Here is a 14,673-nt window from a genome sequence, read left to right as displayed (position 1 = left end):
CCGGTGAACCAGGGGCGGGCGGCCCGCGGGCCTTCAGTCGAGCTGTCGGTCGGGTACGGCTAGACCTCGACGGTGATGCCGAAGGCCTCGGCGAGGCGCAGGATCTTGCGCGCACGGCCGAGGCGGGGCAGGTCGCTGCCGTCGCGGACGACGCCGCCGGCAGCGTCGAAGTCTGCGAGGAACTCGCGGGCCCAGAGGATGTCGCTCGTCTGCGGGCAGATGACCTCGTTGACGACGGCGGTCTGCTCGAGGCGGAGGCAGAGCTTGCCGGTCATGCCGTGCTCGAGCGTCCATTCGGATTCGTTGCGCAGGACGCGGAGGCTCTCGTCGGTGGTCGGTCCGTCGACGGGGCCGGGCAGGCCGGCCGCCTTGGAGGAGACGGTGAGGCGCGAGCGGGCGTAGGCCATGGCCTCGCGGGTCGCCCACATGCCGGTGTCGCGACGGAAGTCACCGCTGCCGAAGGCGAGACGGAACGCACCGTCGGCGCGGGCGATGTTCGTGGCTTCCTCGAGTCCGAGCGCCGATTCGATGAGCGGCACGACGGGGATGCGCGCGCCCAGGCGCTGGTAGGTGTTGACGACCTGCTCGGCCTGCTCGGTCTTGGCGAGCACGACGCCGAGGAGTCCGGGGACGCCCGCGAGCTCGTCGACGTCGTCGGCCCAGAAGTCGGAGAGGGTGTCGTTGATGCGAACCCAGGCGGAGTTGCCGGCTTTGAGCCAGGAGATCACGTCGGCGCGTGCGGCGGCCTTGTGCTTCGGGTCGACGGCGTCTTCGATGTCGAGGATGACGACGTCGGCGCGGGACTCCGCTGCGGCGTCGAACGCTTCCGGCCTGGACGCCGGGACGAGCAGCCAGGACCTGGCATCCGCCGGCGGCACGACGTGACCGGCTGTTGACTTGGGGTGGGGGCTCGCTGGAACGTTCAGAACTCTCGCCTCATTCATCGACTGGATGCACGGGCCGGCTCGACCACGCACGGCCGCGTTTTCCGCAGCCAAGGTGTGAGCTTAGTACGACGAAACGCCCTGTCCTTCTGCGGACCCCTACAAGAACCGGCCCGGATGCTGATCAGTAGGAGTAGGGGATGAGTTCGAGGAGCAAGTAGAAGAGCGCAGGGACGATCATGACGACACCCAGGACGGAGCCCACTGAGGCTGGCATGTTGCGCCATCCGCTGGCGCGCAGTGCGAGCACTCCGAAGACGATGGCTGCCGCGGCGCTCAGGATCTGCAGGATGGTCTGCACCGGGTTCAGGACCGAGTAGATCTCGAAGCTCCCGGTGCGCGCGACGATGCTCATGACGAATGAGAGCAGTGTCGTGAGGAGCCATCCGCCGAGCGCGCTCGCGAGCGAGATCATGCCGAAGCGATTGGCCGCGAACGAGAGCTCTTCGCGGAGCGACGAGAAGGTGAGCACGGGACGCGGTGGGGTGTTGCCGGGCTGCGAGTAGGCCCCGGGCTGCTGGTGGGACCCCGGCTGCTGGTACTCGCCGCCTGCTTGCTGCTGGTAGCCGGCGGGCTGTTGCGGCTGCTGCCCGTACGCCTGCTGCTGCCCCTGAGCTGCCTGCCCGTACCCGTTGTAGGCGGAAGGTGGGCCGCTCGGCGGCGTTCCGTAGCCGGGGGCGCCCTGCCCGGCGTTCGCCGCGAAGTTCTGCTGCGAGTTCTGCTGGCCGTCGGGTCGCTGCTGCCCGTTCCACTGGCTCGGTGTCGTCATGCCATCACCCTAGGACTCTTGGCGTGCTTCCGGCTCGGGCACCTCTGCCCGGTGTGCGACGGTGCTGTCGCCTGACTGCAATACGATTCGGTGCATGACGACGACGTTCTCCCCAGCGCCCGTTCTTGCCATCGATGCCGGCCAGAGCGGCATCCGCTCGCAGATCGACTCGGGCGAGGTGCGTTCATTCGCCGCTATCCGCACCGACCTGCCGCTGGCGCCGCAGCTCGCGAGCGTCGTCGAGCAGTCGCTGCGGGATTCCGGTCTGACGGGCGTCACCGTGTCTGGAGGCGTATCCGGTGTGACGCATGCGCAGACCGTCGCGGATGAGCTCGCCCTGCTCGTGGAGCCGTTCGGTGTCGCGAGAGTGTTCATCGCGCACGACTCGATCTCCGCGTTCCTGGGTGCGCTCGGTTCCGAGCTGGGCGCGGTCGTGGCGGCCGGCACCGGTGTGGTCACGCTGGCCGTCGGGGAAGAGCGGCTCGCGCAGGTGGATGGCTGGGGGTACCTCGTCGGTGATGCCGGTTCCGGCTATTGGATCGGCCGTGCGGCATTGGACGCGGTCATGCGCGCCTTCGATGGTCGCGGCCCCGAGACGGCGCTGACCGAGGTCGTGCTGGCTCACCACCCGGATCTCCCGAGCATGTACGTGTCCCTGCAGACCAACGAGGGGAAGGTGCGGCACATCGCCTCGTTCGCGAGGTCGGTGGGCGACCTGGCGGAGACGGATGCGGTCGCCGCCGAGATCCTTGCGGCTGCCGGCTCGCAGCTCGCGGCCTCGGTTGCGGCCGGGCTGGCCCGCGTGGGCCTGCCGGGGTCGCGTGACGAGGTTCAGGTGCGCGCGATCGGCAACGTGTTCTCGTCGCCGCACGTGGCGGCGGCGTTCCGCAGCTCGCTGCTCGAGCGCGTCCCTCAGGCTCGCGTGGCGGTGGGCGAGAGCCACCCGCTCGATGGCGCGGCGATGCTCCCCCATCTCGAGCAGGATCACGCCCTCATCGCCTCGATCGGGGTCGTGACGCTCTAGCGTCCTGACGCTCGCCGGCCCTGGGGGTGGCTAGATCGCGAAGATCCGCTGCGAGGTCTCGAGCTTCTCGCCCGGTTCGAGCCAGGCGAGGTCGAGGCCCGAGTTGAAGGCGTCGGGTGCGCAGGTCATGGGCTCGACGGCAACGGCCTGGCGGTCCCAGTCGATGCCGGGCTGGTCGCTCGTGAAGATCTGCACCCAGGGCGCGTCTGTGCCCCAGGTCATGCCGACCCCCGTGCCGTCAGCGGTCGTGAGGGTCACCGTGGCGGCGTCGCTCTCGCCGAAGACGTCGGTGAAGGCGTGGTCGATCTCCATCTCGCCGATGCGTCGCGCCTCGCGGTAGTCGAACGCACCGGCGACCTCCTCGACGGAGACGACGGAGCCGGGGAGCAGGCGCGCGCCGTGCGCGTGCATGAGCTTCTGCGCCGGCGACTGCAGGGTCCAGTCGTCGATCTGCCCTTCGCCTGCGACGAGGTAGGAGTGGGTGGATGCGCCAGCCGGGGCGGTTCCGGCGCCCACGTTGCGCAGCTCGATGGTCGTCGTGAGGCCGCCTTCGCCGAGCTCGAACCTCGTGCGGACCTCGACACGGAACGGGTAGCCGGTCTGCGGCTCGATCGTGGCGGTGAGGAGAACGAAGTCGGTGCCGACGTCCTCCGGCTGGAAGTCGAGCCAGAGGGCAAGTCCGTGGAGGGCGTGCCCGCGCTTCGGCTCGGAGAGCGGAAGCTGCAGCTCCTGGCCGTCGATGCGGTAGCGGCCGTCGATGATGCGGTTCGGCCACGGCGCGAGCGTCGCACCCTTGTACGCCGGCCGCACTTCATCCATGTCGAAGCTGTGCACGAGGTGCCTGCCGTGGTGTGTGAGCTCGCGCAGTGTCGCCCCGATGCTGGAGATCGACGCCTCGTATCCGCCGTGCGAGAGGAAGTAGGAGGAGCCTGAGCGCGGGGTGATCGACATCGGTGGGGACTCCTCGGTGCTGTCAGGGGAAGGACGACTGGCAGTCTTTCACGCCGACTCGGATGGGGCGCTCACAGCCCGCCTCACTAGCCTGAGGCGATGACCTCAGCTCCTCAGTCCTGGCCGCAGACCGCCCTGTGGTGGCACGTGTACCCGCTCGGGTTCGTGGGCGCGGACACGACCGGCGGCGACCCGCACGGACCCGTTGAGCATCGCCTCGACCGCATCACCGCCTGGCTCGACGAGCTTGTCGGCCTCGGGCTCAACGGCCTGCTCCTCGGTCCCGTCTTCGCATCGCAGACGCACGGCTACGACACGGTCGACCATCTGCGCGTCGACCCTCGGCTCGGCGACGACGCCGACTTCGACGCCCTCGTCGCCGCGTGCCGCGAGCGCGGCATCCGCGTGCTCCTCGATGGCGTCTTCAATCACGTCGGCCGTGACCATCCCTGGTGGCGCGAGGCGGTCGAGGCCGGGCCCGATTCCGCCGCGGCCGCCAGGTTCGCCAGGGGCTCGGATGCACGCGAGGTCGACGGGCTCACCGTGGATGTGTTCGAGGGCCACGACGCGCTCGTTGTGCTGAATCATCAGCATCCCGAGGTCATCGAGTACGTCTCCGGCGTCATGGCGCACTGGCTGGAGCGAGGCGCCGACGGGTGGCGCCTCGATGCCGCCTACGCCGTGAGTCCGCTCTTCTGGCGCTCGGCGATCGACCCGCTGCGCGAGCGCTTCCCCGACGCGTGGTTCCTGGGCGAGGTCATCCACGGGGACTACGAGGGATACGTCGCCGACTCGGGGCTCGACTCGGTCACGCAGTACGAGCTGTGGAAGGCGCTGCGCTCGTCCGTGCAGGAGCAGAATCTCTTCGAGCTCGACTGGTCGCTGCAGCGCCACAACGACTTCGTGGCGCACTTCCTGCCGATGACGTTCCTCGGCAACCACGACGTGACGCGCATCGCGAGCGCCATCGACGACGAGCGCAATCACGCCGCGGCCGTCGCCATGCTGTTCTTCTTCCCCGGCGCCCCCAGCGTGTACGCGGGTGACGAGCGCGGGCTCGAAGCGGTCAAGGAGGAGCGCGAGGGTGGAGACGACGCCATCCGTCCAGAGTTCCCGGCTGACCCTGGCGAGTGGCCTGAGAACCCCTACTCGCAGGCCCACCGTGACGCGATCGCGTTCCGGCGCCAGCACCCGTGGCTCGCGACGGCGAGCATCCGCTCGGAGGACCTCTCGAACACGGCGGCGCTCTTCGTCGCCGAGGGTGCTGACGGCGAACTCGCGAAGCTCGCGGTCAATCTCGGCGACGACGCTGTGCAGCTCGGAGGCCGAGAGGTCAGTGGCCACGGCCTCGAGCGCTGGAGTGACGCCGGCTAGCTGCCGCGGCCGGCCACGGAGCTCAGTCGTGCGTTCCACCGAATGACTGACCAACATCAGTGCACTGCTTCGCTTCAGGCGCGCATGTCGCACCAGAACGCCCGATATCGCACTGATGTTGGTCAGCCTCAAGAGCGACCGGACCCGGGGCCCGTCCGCTGGAGCCCGAACGGACTCAGTGCATGGAGACGAGCGTGTCCTGCCCTTCGGAGTCCTGCTGCACGAGCGGGCGCTCCTTGGTGCCCCTGATCATGAACCCGGCGATGAGCGCTGCGATGAGCATGGCGCCAGCCGCCGCGAGGAACACGGCCGAGTAGCCGTTCGTGAAGGCCTGCAGCTGGGGTTCGCCAGCTTCGAGACCTGCGGCGGCCGCGTTCGCGTAGAAGACGGTGAAGACCGAGAGGCCGATCGAGCCGCCGATCTGCATGGTGGAGTTGACGGTCGCCGCCGCTGCGCCGGCGTCGTGCGGTTCGACGCCCGTGAGTGCGAGGTTCTGCAGGGGCACGAAGATCATGGCGAGGCCGATGCCGAGCAGTACGAGTCCGGGCAGGATGTGCGTGACGTAGCCGCCGTCGACGGTCACGCCGGAGAGCAGCAGGAGTCCGCCGGCGACGATGATCGGGCCGACGATCATGAACGGACGCGGGCCGAACTTCGGGAGCAGGCGTGCGCAGACGGGCACGCAGGCGAGGATGACCACCGTCATCGCGACGTTCGCGAGCCCGGCGACGAGTGGCTCCATGCCCATGACGATCTGCAGGTGCAGCGCGAGGTACATGGTCGCGCCGATGAGCACGCTGCCGATGACGGCCTGGATGAGGAATGCCCCGCCGCGAATCCGGTCGAGGACGACCCGGAGCGGGAGCAGCGGCTGGGCGACGCGCGTCTCGATCCACACGAAGGCGGCGAGCAGCACGACCCCGAGCGCGAGGAAGCCGATGGTGCCGAGCGAACCCCAGCCTTCTTCGGCGAGGCTGAAGCCGTAGACGAGCGAGCCGAGGCCGAGCGACACGGTGAGCGTTCCCCACAGGTCGTAGGTGTTGTCGCCCTCTGCCTTGCTCTCCTTGAGCACGATGAGCGCGCCGATGACACCGGCGATGACGAAGAAGACGTTGACGAGCAGGCACCACCTCCAGCTGGCGAACTCGGTGAGCGCCCCGCCGAGGACGAGCCCGACCGCTGCGCCGCTTCCGCCGATGGCGCCGAACACCGCGAAGGCGGTGGTTCGGTCCTTGCCCGACGGGAAGCTGACCGTGAGCAGGGCGAGCGCGGCCGGGGCGAGGAGTGCAGCGAACAGTCCCTGCAGGCCGCGAGCCAGGATGAGGTCGAAGGCGTTCTGCGCGAAGCCGCCGTAGACGGAGGCGGCGCCGAAGCCGATCATGCCGACGAGGAAGGCGCGCTTGCGGCCCCAGTAGTCGGCGATGCGGCCGCCGAGAAGAAGGAGCGCGCCGAAGACCAGCGCGTAGGCCGTGACGACCCACTGGCGCTGCACATCGGTGAGGCCGAGGTCGACCTGGGCCTGCGGCAGGGCGATCGTGACGATCGTGCCGTCGAGGACGACGACGAGCTGGGTGAGCGCGAGCACAGCGAGTGCCCACCATTTGGAAACAGTGCGTGGCGCGGATGCGCGGGCGACGGAAGACGCGTCAAGAGACAAGAAAACCCTCCAGGTTCTCAGAAAGCGAGTGCTGGAGGTTTCAAGCCTCGGACCGAGGACGTCGCCGCCTCGACCTACCCGAGCGGCGACGCTCGACAGATCGGCAACTGTAGCAAGACTTGCGAGTCCACATAAGTGCTGGCGCGTCAAGCCGCCGCTGAACGACAGAACCCCCGGAACCGAAGTTCCGGGGGTTCTGTGCTCCCGATGCAGGTGACCTGCTCTGGGATGCTGGTGCGCGAGGGGGGACTTGAACCCCCACACCCGAAGGCACACGGACCTGAACCGTGCGCGTCTGCCAATTCCGCCACTCGCGCCAACCTCCGAGAGATTACCAGACACTTCCCCCGTCTGCGAAACCGACCCGTGGGTGCGCGCCGGAGAACCCCGCCAAAATCGCCGCCCGAGCCGACCGACTGGGCCACCGAAACTCCATTGGCCGCCCACAGGAAGGCGCCCGAAGTCGGACATCCAGCCCAGTGCCGTTAGCATGAAACAGATTCGCGCCACCCGGTGCGGGCTGCGGCGTGCCCTTGAGAACCAGGAGTCATGTGGGAATCCTCGACAGATTTGAGCGTGGGCTCGAGCGTGTCTTCAACGGCGCGTTCGCGAAGACCTTCCGCTCTGGGCTCCAGCCCGTCGAGATCAGCGCTGCGCTGAAACGCGAGATGGACACCAGGGCGTCGGTCGTCACGCGCGACCGCGTGCTCGTCCCGAATCGCTTCAACGTGCAGATGTCGCAGGTCGACTACACGCGCATCTCGCAGATCGCCGGCATCCAGGATGAGCTCATGCGCGTCGTCGAACAGCATGCGGCGAAGCAGGGCTACCAGTTCTCCGGCGGACTCAGCATCAAGTTCCTGGAGAACGACTCGCTCTCCGAGGGGCGCATCGAGGTCGATTCGCGCAGCGTTCAGGGGCAGGTCGCCTGGGCGCCGATCCTCGACGTCGACGGGGAGCGCATCCATGTGGGCATCGGCTCCACCGTCATCGGTCGAGGCTCGGAAGCTGACATCACGATCGCGGACACGGGTGCCTCCCGCAAGCACGCGGAAGTCGTGTGGGACGGGAAGCGTGCGGGCATCCGCGATCTCGGCTCGACGAACGGCACGAAGGTCAACGGCCGATCCATCTCGCAGGCGGGTCTCGAGCCCGATTCGACGATCCAGATCGGTCGTCACCGTATTGTGTTCCGGGTGATCCCCCAGGCCGACCCGAGTGACGACACCGGGTACCTCCCTCGACAGGGAGGCAGAACATGACCAGTGAGCTGACCCTCCTCGTCCTTCGCCTCGCCTTCCTCGCGGCGCTCTGGATCTTCGTCTTCTCCGTCATCTACTCGCTCCGCAGCGACCTCTTCGGTACGCGCTCCTCCGCGTACAAGCAGGCGATGGAGAAGTCCCGCCAGCAGGTCTTCGCCTCGGCAGACGACGACAGTGCGCCAGCCCCGGCGGCACCGGCTCCCGTCCGATCGCAGGCGCCCAGCGACCCGACCGAGGCGGTCCAGCGCCCATCCACCCCGGTGCCGAGCGCATCCGCACGCTCCGAGCGGCCGAGCAAGCTCGTCATCACCTCCGGCCCGAAGCGAGGCACCGAGCTCACCCTCCGCAGCGAGCCGCTCTCGATCGGCCGCTCCGGCGACTCCGACCTCGTCATCCAGGACGACTACAGCTCGACGCACCACGCGCGCCTCCTGCTCTGGAACGACGCGTGGATGGTGCAGGACCTCGACTCCACGAACGGCACGTACGTGAACGGCAAGCGAGTCTCGCAGCCGACCCACGTTCCCATCGGCACCCCTGTCCGCATCGGGACGACGACGTTCGAGCTGCGATAGGCATGCTGGTCATCGCGCGCGCCGGCGCCGTGTCACACGTCGGCAAGGTCAGGAGCAACAACCAGGACTCCGGGTTCGTCGGAACCCACCTGTTCGTCGTGGCCGACGGCATGGGCGGACACGCGGGCGGCGATGTCGCGAGCGCGATCGCCGTGAAGCACTTCGCCGAGAACGACGAGCAGTACGCAGGCACCGACGACGCCCAGCACGCCATGACGGAGATGCTGCTCGATGCGAACTCGCTCATCGCGGGGGCGGTCGAGGAGCACAGCGAGCTTCGCGGCATGGGCACGACGGTGAGCGCCCTGAGCCTCGTCGGCGAGTCCCTGGTGCTCGCCCACATCGGCGACTCGCGGGTGTACCGCTTCCGCGACGGCTCCCTCGTGCAGATGACGGTCGACCACACGTTCGTGCAGCGACTCGTGGATGCTGGCCGCATCACGCCGGAAGAGGCGCTCACGCATCCGAGACGCTCGGTGCTCATGCGTGTGCTCGGCGACGTCGAGACGCGACCGGATGTCGACACCGAGGTGTTCGACATCCAGGAGGGCGACCGCTGGCTGCTCTGCTCCGACGGCCTCTCCAGCTACGTCGACGAGTCGCAGATCGAGCGGACGCTGGCTCGCATGGACGAGTCGAGCCGTGAGATCAGCGACGACCTCGTGCAGCTGGCGCTCGACAACGGGGCGCCGGACAACGTGACGGTCGTGCTGCTGGAGATCGGAACGGCACCGCTCGAGCCGATGAAGACGCGTGTCGTCGGCTCGGCTGCGAACCCGCTGCGCTACTCCGCGAACCTGCAGAAGCGCAGCAACCAGATCATCCCGTCGATCCTGCATCCGCTGCGCCGTCCCGCGCCTCGCCCGCAGGACGAGGAGTTCGTGCCCTTCAGCGACGAGGCACTCCAGGAGCTGATCGCCGAGGACAAGCGGCGCAAGCGCGTCCGGCAGTTCTCGTGGCTTGCCGCGTCCATCGTCTTCATCGCGGCAGTCGCCGGTGCGGGCCTCTTCGCCTACAACTGGACGCAGCAGCAGTACTACGTCGGCGAGAACGTCGGCTATGTGGCCATCTACCAGGGCGTGCAGCAGGGCATCGGACCGATCACGCTGCACGAGCTGACCGAGACGACCGACATCAAGATCTCCTCACTGCCCGAGTACCAGCAGTCGCAGGTCGACAGAACGATCAGCGCCGGTGACCGCGAGGCGGCCAACGAGATCGTGGAACGGCTTCGAGATGCCGTCCCTGAGTAGCCCGTTCCGGAGCGGGGCCCGCGAGCAGGCGCCCGTCGTGCCCGGCGCGCCCCGCAAGACCGGGCAGGGGCTCCGCAACATGGAGCTCGGCCTGCTGGTCTTCGCCTTCATCATCAACTTCTCCGCGCTGCTGCTCGTGCAGCTCGGCGTGCGTGGCACCTTCGACTTCAACGTCGTGACCCTCTCGGCCATCATCGGGGCCCTCACACTCGGTGTGAACATCGTCCTGCGCTTCCGTGCTCCTGGCGCCGACCCCTTCATCCTGCCCATCGCGGCGGTGCTCAACGGCCTCGGCATCGCGATGATCTACCGGATCGACCTCGGCAACCCCAACCTCGAGGGCGTCTTCTGGACTCCGTCGACGCAGCAGATCGTGCTGACGATGCTGGCCGTCGGCGTCGCCATCGCCGTGCTCATCGCCCTGAAGAACCACCGGGTCCTGCAGCGCTACACGTACGTGTTCATGGCCGTGGCCATCGTCCTGCTCCTGCTGCCGCTCATCCCTGGCCTCGGGCGCACCGACGTGGCTGCGCGCGTGTGGATCAGCATCGCCGGCTTCTCGTTCCAGCCCGGCGAGATCGCGAAGATCGCCCTGGCGATCTTCTTCGCCGGCTATCTCGTGACGGCGCGGGACTCGCTCTCCGTCGTCGGCAAGAAGTTCCTGTGGATGCGCTTCCCGCGCATCAGGGACCTCGGCCCGATCCTGGTCGTCTGGGCCGTCTGCATGGGCGTGCTCGTCTTCCAGCGTGACCTCGGCACCTCGCTGCTCTACTTCGGCCTGTTCCTCGTCATGGTTTTCGTCTCGACCGGTCGCCTGTCGTGGGTGCTCATCGGCCTCGGCCTGTTCATCGGCGGCGCGCTCATCGCGGCCAACACGCTCGGCTACGTCGAGTTCCGAGTGCACGCCTGGCTCGACCCGTTCGACCAGGAGATGTACGAGGCAGACGGCGGCAGCTACCAGCTCGTGACGGGCCTCTTCGGCCTCGCAGCTGGCGGCCTCATCGGCAAGGGCCTCGGCTCCGGCAGCCCGGGAACCACCCCGCTCGCGTCAAGCGACTTCATCATCGCGGCCATCGGCGAGGAGCTCGGCATGGCCGGCATCTTCGTCGTACTCCTGCTCTTCGTGATCTTCGTGGCCCGCGGGTTCCGCATCGGCCAGCAGGGCGTCGACGACTTCGGCCGTCTCCTCGCGACCGGGCTCGCGTTCACGATCGCCCTCCAGGTGTTCGTGGTCGCGGGCGGCGTGATGCGCGTCATCCCGCTGACGGGCCTCACCATGCCGTTCATGGCGGCCGGCGGCTCGAGCCTGCTCGCCAACTGGATCATCGTCGCCATCCTGCTGAGACTGAGCGACACCGTGCGTAACGTGCCGACGGAGGCGATCGACGAATGAGCAAGAACATCCGCCTGGTCGGCGTCCTCGTCATGATCATGTTCATGTCCTTGTTCGTGGCGTCGACGAGCATCCAGGTCTTCCAGGCCGAGACGCTGCGAGATGACCCGAACAACAGCCGCACCCGCGAGGAGAGCTTCGAGATCCAGCGTGGTCCGATCCTCGTCAACGGCACGCCCATCGCGTCCTCGACCCCCGTCGACTCGGAGTACAAGTACCAGCGTCTGTACGAGAACGGGCCGCTGTACGCGTCCGTGACGGGCCATTTCTCCGTCGACGGCGCCTCGACCGGGCTCGAAGGCGCACTCAACCCCGAGCTCTCCGGCAACAGCGACACCCAGTTCTTCCAGGGACTCGAGCGCCTCTTCACGGGCCAGGACCCTGCTGGCGCGGCCGTCGAGACGACGATCGACCCAGTCGCCCAGCAGACGGCGGCGGATGCGCTCGGCGAGCTCAAGGGCGCGGTCGTGGCAACCGACCCGGCAACTGGTGCGATCCTCGCGATGTACTCCACCCCGACCTACGATCCTGCGGCTCTCGCGAGCCATGACGCCACAAGCGTGCTCGAGGCATACAACGCGCTCCTGTCGGACCCGAACGACCCGTTGCAGAACCGAGCTATCGGCGGAGACATGAACCCGCCAGGCTCCGTGTTCAAGCTCGTGGTCGCCGCTGCGGCGCTCGAGGACGGTCTCGCGACCGCCGAGTCGCCGCTGCCCAACCCCGCGACCCTCACGCTCCCCGGCACCAACGTCTCCGTGAACAACCCCTCAGCAGGCGCGAAATGCGGCAGCGGCGACACGACGAATCTCCGCATCGCCCTCGAGCAGTCCTGCAATGTCCCGTTCGCGCAGCTCGCCATGGACCTCGGGGCCGAGCGCGTGCGCGAGATGGCTGAGGCCTTCGGCTTCAACCACGAGTTCGAGGTGCCGATGACGGCGAGCGCCAGCACGTATCCGACCGCACTGGAAGACGACGCGCAGCTCGCGCTCACGGGCTTCGGCCAGTTCGACGTGCGGGCGACTCCACTCCAGTTCGCAATGATCTCTGCGGCAATCGCCAACGGCGGCGAGGTCATGAACCCCTCGCTTGTAGAGAGCATCCAGACGCCGACGTTCCAGGAGATCCAGGGGCCCGAGATCTCGAGCTTCGGGCGTGCCATCAGCGAGGAGACTGCGGCATCACTCCAGTCGATGATGGAGGGAAGCGTGAACTCGGGCGTCGCCAGTAATGCAAGAATTGACGGGATCAACGTGGCTGGGAAGACAGGGACCGCGGAGAACGGCGAAGGCGAACCGTACTCGCTGTGGTTCACAGGATTCGCCGAATCAGGCGATACGCAGATCGCGGTCGCGGTAGTGCTCGAAGACGGTGGCGGAATGGGACAGTCTGGGACGGGCAACGGCCTGGCGGCGACGATTGGGCAGCAAGTGATGAAGGCGGTGCTGAGCAGATGAGACCAGCTGCAGGTGTTTCGTTCGGAGACCGGTACAAGCTGAGCTCGCGCATCGCCATCGGCGGTATGGGCGAGGTCTGGGAAGCGACCGATCAGGTGATCGGTCGCACCGTGGCGATCAAGATCCTCAAAGACGAGTACATGGGCGACCCTGGCTTCCTCGAGCGCTTCCGTGCCGAGGCGAGGCACGCCGCCCTGGTGAACCACGAGGGCATCGCCAACGTGTACGACTACGGCGAGGAGAACGGATCCGCCTACCTCGTCATGGAGCTCGTGCCCGGCGAGGCTCTGTCGACCGTGCTGGAGCGCGAGCGCGTGCTCCCTCCGGACCAGGTCATGGACATCGTCTCGCAGACGGCTCTCGCCCTGCACGCCGCTCACAAGGCCGGTCTCGTGCACCGTGACATCAAGCCCGGAAACCTGCTGATCACCCCAGACCGCCGGGTGAAGATCACCGACTTCGGCATCGCCCGCATCGCCGACCAGGTTCCTCTGACGGCGACCGGTCAGGTCATGGGCACCGTGCAGTACCTCTCGCCGGAGCAGGCGTCGGGTCACGCGGCGAACCCGGCAACCGACATCTACTCGCTCGGCATCGTCGCCTACGAGGCACTCGCGGGGCGGCGTCCATTCACTGGCGAGTCGCAGGTCGCGATCGCCATGGCCCACATCAACGACGAGCCCCCTGCGCTGCCGGTCACGGTGCCAGAGCCCGTGCGCAACCTGGTCCTCGCCGCGATCGCCAAGAAGCCGGACGACCGCCCGGCGTCGGCCGAGGTCTTCGCCAGGGCTGCTCGTGCGCTCCGCGACGGCAACGTGACCCGCGCGGCTCAGGCCGTGCCGGCGGTCCTCGGGCTCACCACCGCTGACGAGGTCGGCGACGCGACTGCCCCGCTCGACCGCACGGCGGTCATGGATGAGGGTGCGCGCACCACGGTGCTCGGCACCGCCGCGGGCACCACCGAGGTCATGAAGGACGACTTCGACACGCTCATCGGCGGCACTCCCGTCGAGGGTGAGGAGCAGTCGGATGCACTCGTCTCCCCTGCCACCGACGAGCGGAAGAAGCCCGCGGCGTGGGTCTGGGTGCTGATCGGCGCGATCGTGCTCTTCGCGGCTGCGCTCGCCTGGTTCGCCGTGGCGCTGTTGAACAGCAATGCCCCTGCCGAGACGACGCCGCCGCCGACCGCTGCAGAGACGACCGCTGTGGAGACCCCACCGGAGCAGCCGACCCCGTCGGTCAGCACGCCGACCACGGTCTCCATCGCGCAGGGTGACTTCATCGGCCTCGACTACGACACGGCCGCCACTCGCATCTCCGAGTTGGGACTGACCCCGGCGCGTGCCGTCGGACCCGTCGCGACGAACCCGGACGACGTCAACACGGTGACCGCGGTCAGCCCGACCGGCACCGTCGACCTCGGTTCGACCGTGACGCTCACGGTCTACGACAGCATGGCGACGCCGAACACGCCGACGACCGCGCCCACGGTCACGGTCAACGCGGCCGGAACGCAGGCCAGCATCAGCTGGCCCTCATTCCAGTGCCCTCCCGGTCAGAGTCTCTCGAGCTACAACGTCAACGTGTCGGGTGCCGAGCTGCAGTCTGACCCCGGAACCGCAACCACGGCTACGGCCACCGTGAGCGAGGGATCCTCGATCGTCGAGGCCTCGTACAGCGCGACCTGCGGCTCGGGGAACACCAGCGCCGATTCACCCACTGGTTCCGCGACGGTGCCGCAGCCTTCGTCGCCGGCCACAACGGAGCCCACTCCTACCCTCGGCGGCTGACCCAGCGACCCGGAGCTCGGTGGCGCAAGGCAACGAATTCGCTCAACTCCATGCATGCACATGAAACGTGCGGTTCACAGCAGCGATGGCACCGTTCACCCATTCCGGGCGAGATAAGATCGGCAGACTAACGAGGCTTGAGCTTGGTGGACACCGCCAAGGGGAGAGGAGCTTGCTTCCGTGATGCAGGGCGAACGCACGCTCGCGGGCCGATACGACATCGG

12 protein-coding genes and 1 tRNA gene are annotated in these 14,673 nt (G+C 67.9%); 8 read left to right on the top strand and 5 right to left on the bottom strand.

All coding sequences use genetic code 11. From position 1 onward, the window contains the following. Positions 1–59: 59 nt before the first annotated feature. Both F8O03_RS11050 and F8O03_RS11045 read right to left on the bottom strand, forming a co-directional pair. Positions 60–998 carry an HpcH/HpaI aldolase/citrate lyase family protein gene (locus F8O03_RS11050; RefSeq protein ID WP_244296191.1) on the bottom strand — a complete coding sequence of 313 codons (939 nt, stop codon included), beginning with the start codon at positions 996–998 and terminating at the stop codon, positions 60–62. A 70-nt stretch (positions 999–1,068) separates the two neighbouring features. Further along, a complete protein-coding gene (locus tag F8O03_RS11045; protein ID WP_151423902.1) occupies positions 1,069–1,713 on the bottom strand; it encodes a hypothetical protein in 645 nt (214 codons plus the stop codon). Positions 1,714–1,807: 94 nt separating this feature from the next. Here F8O03_RS11045 and F8O03_RS11040 point away from each other — a divergent pair, with 94 nt between their 5' ends. Beyond that, the gene (locus F8O03_RS11040; protein WP_104254456.1) at positions 1,808–2,737 is read left to right on the top strand and encodes an N-acetylglucosamine kinase; all 930 of its coding nucleotides are present in this window, start codon (positions 1,808–1,810) and stop codon (positions 2,735–2,737) included. 30 nt (positions 2,738–2,767) lie between these two features. Here the strand turns inward: F8O03_RS11040 and F8O03_RS11035 are convergent, their stop codons facing one another. After that, positions 2,768–3,688, bottom strand: a complete 921-nt coding sequence (locus tag F8O03_RS11035) for an aldose 1-epimerase family protein (RefSeq protein ID WP_151423901.1) — start codon at positions 3,686–3,688, stop codon at positions 2,768–2,770. A 99-nt stretch (positions 3,689–3,787) separates the two neighbouring features. On the opposite strand from F8O03_RS11035, the gene F8O03_RS11030 reads away from it, so the two are divergent. After that, complete coding sequence (locus F8O03_RS11030) at positions 3,788–5,062, top strand: alpha-amylase family glycosyl hydrolase (protein ID WP_151423900.1); 1,275 nt, start codon at positions 3,788–3,790, stop codon at positions 5,060–5,062. A gap of 175 nt (positions 5,063–5,237) precedes the next feature. On the opposite strand, the gene F8O03_RS11025 is transcribed toward F8O03_RS11030, so the two are convergent. After that, positions 5,238–6,647 carry an MFS transporter gene (locus tag F8O03_RS11025; RefSeq protein WP_151423899.1) on the bottom strand — a complete coding sequence of 470 codons (1,410 nt, stop codon included), beginning with the start codon at positions 6,645–6,647 and terminating at the stop codon, positions 5,238–5,240. A gap of 304 nt (positions 6,648–6,951) precedes the next feature. Continuing rightward, positions 6,952–7,036, bottom strand: a tRNA-Leu gene (locus tag F8O03_RS11020). 234 nt (positions 7,037–7,270) lie between these two features. On the opposite strand from F8O03_RS11020, the gene F8O03_RS11015 reads away from it, so the two are divergent. The 6 genes from F8O03_RS11015 to F8O03_RS10990 are packed head-to-tail and all read left to right on the top strand — an operon-like array spanning position 7,271 to position 14,449. After that, positions 7,271–7,981 carry an FhaA domain-containing protein gene (locus tag F8O03_RS11015; RefSeq protein WP_104254452.1) on the top strand — a complete coding sequence of 237 codons (711 nt, stop codon included), beginning with the start codon at positions 7,271–7,273 and terminating at the stop codon, positions 7,979–7,981. Beyond that, positions 7,978–8,556, top strand: coding sequence for an FHA domain-containing protein FhaB/FipA (locus F8O03_RS11010; protein ID WP_151423898.1), 579 nt, complete (start codon positions 7,978–7,980; stop codon positions 8,554–8,556). The genes F8O03_RS11015 and F8O03_RS11010 overlap by 4 nt, the downstream gene beginning before the upstream one ends. 2 nt (positions 8,557–8,558) lie before the next feature. Continuing rightward, positions 8,559–9,809: a Stp1/IreP family PP2C-type Ser/Thr phosphatase gene (locus tag F8O03_RS11005; protein WP_179555463.1), complete on the top strand. Its 1,251-nt coding sequence runs from the start codon at positions 8,559–8,561 to the stop codon at positions 9,807–9,809. Further along, positions 9,793–11,202, top strand: coding sequence for an FtsW/RodA/SpoVE family cell cycle protein (locus F8O03_RS11000; protein WP_151423897.1), 1,410 nt, complete (start codon positions 9,793–9,795; stop codon positions 11,200–11,202). Before F8O03_RS11005 ends, F8O03_RS11000 begins: the two co-directional genes overlap by 17 nt. Further along, entirely contained in the window at positions 11,199–12,659 is a 1,461-nt protein-coding gene (locus tag F8O03_RS10995) for a peptidoglycan D,D-transpeptidase FtsI family protein (protein ID WP_151423896.1), read from the top strand. Before F8O03_RS11000 ends, F8O03_RS10995 begins: the two co-directional genes overlap by 4 nt. Continuing rightward, the gene (locus F8O03_RS10990) at positions 12,656–14,449 is read left to right on the top strand and encodes a protein kinase domain-containing protein (protein WP_151423895.1); all 1,794 of its coding nucleotides are present in this window, start codon (positions 12,656–12,658) and stop codon (positions 14,447–14,449) included. The genes F8O03_RS10995 and F8O03_RS10990 overlap by 4 nt, the downstream gene beginning before the upstream one ends. Positions 14,450–14,673 lie beyond the last annotated feature (224 nt).

It is taken from the genome of Pseudoclavibacter terrae, from assembly GCF_008831075.1.
GTDB lineage: Bacteria > Actinomycetota > Actinomycetes > Actinomycetales > Microbacteriaceae > Pseudoclavibacter > Pseudoclavibacter terrae.
Note: the sequence above shows the minus strand (reverse complement) of the source record. Positions and strands in the feature narration are given on the sequence as shown.

Bases quoted from the DNA above. Each gene is read 5' to 3' on its own strand.
- F8O03_RS11045 (WP_151423902.1), bottom strand. From the start codon at position 1,713: ATGACGACACCGAGCCAGTGGAACGGGCAGCAGCGACCCGACGGCCAG.
- F8O03_RS11040 (WP_104254456.1), top strand. From the start codon at position 1,808: ATGACGACGACGTTCTCCCCAGCGCCCGTTCTTGCCATCGATGCCGGC.
- F8O03_RS11035 (WP_151423901.1), bottom strand. From the start codon at position 3,688: ATGTCGATCACCCCGCGCTCAGGCTCCTCCTACTTCCTCTCGCACGGC.
- F8O03_RS11030 (WP_151423900.1), top strand. From the start codon at position 3,788: ATGACCTCAGCTCCTCAGTCCTGGCCGCAGACCGCCCTGTGGTGGCAC.
- F8O03_RS11010 (WP_151423898.1), top strand. From the start codon at position 7,978: ATGACCAGTGAGCTGACCCTCCTCGTCCTTCGCCTCGCCTTCCTCGCG.
- F8O03_RS11005 (WP_179555463.1), top strand. From the start codon at position 8,559: ATGCTGGTCATCGCGCGCGCCGGCGCCGTGTCACACGTCGGCAAGGTC.
- F8O03_RS11000 (WP_151423897.1), top strand. From the start codon at position 9,793: ATGCCGTCCCTGAGTAGCCCGTTCCGGAGCGGGGCCCGCGAGCAGGCG.
- F8O03_RS10995 (WP_151423896.1), top strand. From the start codon at position 11,199: ATGAGCAAGAACATCCGCCTGGTCGGCGTCCTCGTCATGATCATGTTC.
- F8O03_RS10990 (WP_151423895.1), top strand. From the start codon at position 12,656: ATGAGACCAGCTGCAGGTGTTTCGTTCGGAGACCGGTACAAGCTGAGC.